This is a genomic window from Thermoactinomyces mirandus (genome assembly GCF_013868055.1).
Taxonomy (GTDB): Bacteria; Bacillota; Bacilli; order Thermoactinomycetales; family Thermoactinomycetaceae; genus Thermoactinomyces; species Thermoactinomyces mirandus.
The window spans coordinates 1-990 of sequence record NZ_JACEOL010000081.1 but is presented as its reverse complement, the minus strand read 5'-3'; the positions used below and the strand labels follow the sequence as shown (position 1 = coordinate 990).

The window sequence follows — 990 nt, the reverse complement described above, 5'->3', positions numbered from 1 at the left end:
TTCTTTCTTGCTTGATCCCTGCATCTTTTAGTGCTTTCATATAGCGGCGACTCGTCATTTGGCACCCATTGTCACTCCGAATAGTAAGACCTTTGTCTTTTGTACCAAAAGGAAATCGGTTGTTTAGAGCCTGATCAACAGCAAAAAGCAGCTCATCGGCACGACAAAATCGTGAAAATTTGTATCCGACAATCTCTTTGTCATATGCATCAATGACCGCAAAGAGATAGCCCCAGCCATCTTGACCACACCAGATTTTTGTCATGTCCACTTGAAAATGCTCATTGGATCGTGAGACAGGGAGCTTTCCGACTTTCTTTTTTCGCTTGGCCTGGTAATGTGCTGGTTTGTTTAGCAAACCAAGCTCTTTCATGATCCGGTACACTCTTTTATGATTCACACAGATGCCATACTTTTTCTTTAGCCAGACACGAATCCGCCGATATCCATTGGTTGGGAACATTCCACAAAGCTCTTGAATCTTTTGACGAAGCGACGCTTCGTCATTCTGTACACGCTTTTTTGGCGCTTTCTCTTTTATTAGCTCGTATCCATAGGTGCGGTTTATACGAAGGGCCTTCGTAATTTGTGGGATCGAATACCCTTCTTCTACCAAGGTTTGCACGAGCTCTCGAGTGCTTACCTTCGACCCCAATTCGTCTTTTTTCGGAGAATCTCAATTTGCATGGCTTGCTCACCAATCAGAGCCTTAGCTTCTTTTAGCTCTTTTTCCAGTTCACCTTCTTTATTAGATGGACCACTGGACAAGGCAGATAGCCCACCTTGAATAAAGGATTCTCGCCACTTGTAATATTGCGGTTGTAATATTCCGTATTCTCTGCATACAGCAGAGATATTTGCTCCTGGTGTCATTCCGGCTAACACAATCACCATTTTTTGTTTAGCTGTCCATTATCTCCTTCCCATTAAAACGACCCCTTTCTTCTTCCTCAATTATAGCTTAAACTTTGTCTGGAAGATTATGGGGTC

General features: G+C 43.0%; 1 protein-coding gene and 1 pseudogene. Both read right to left on the bottom strand.

Annotation, left to right across the window (positions count from 1 at the left end):
• Positions 1 to 625 (bottom strand): DDE-type integrase/transposase/recombinase (locus H2C83_RS17015; protein WP_181742361.1); only part of this gene is annotated, 625 nt, incomplete at its 3' end.
• 14 nt (positions 626 to 639) lie between these two features.
• A pseudogene (locus tag H2C83_RS17010) lies at positions 640 to 900 on the bottom strand (transposase); the annotation flags it as partial.
• Positions 901 to 990: the final 90 nt, after the last annotated feature.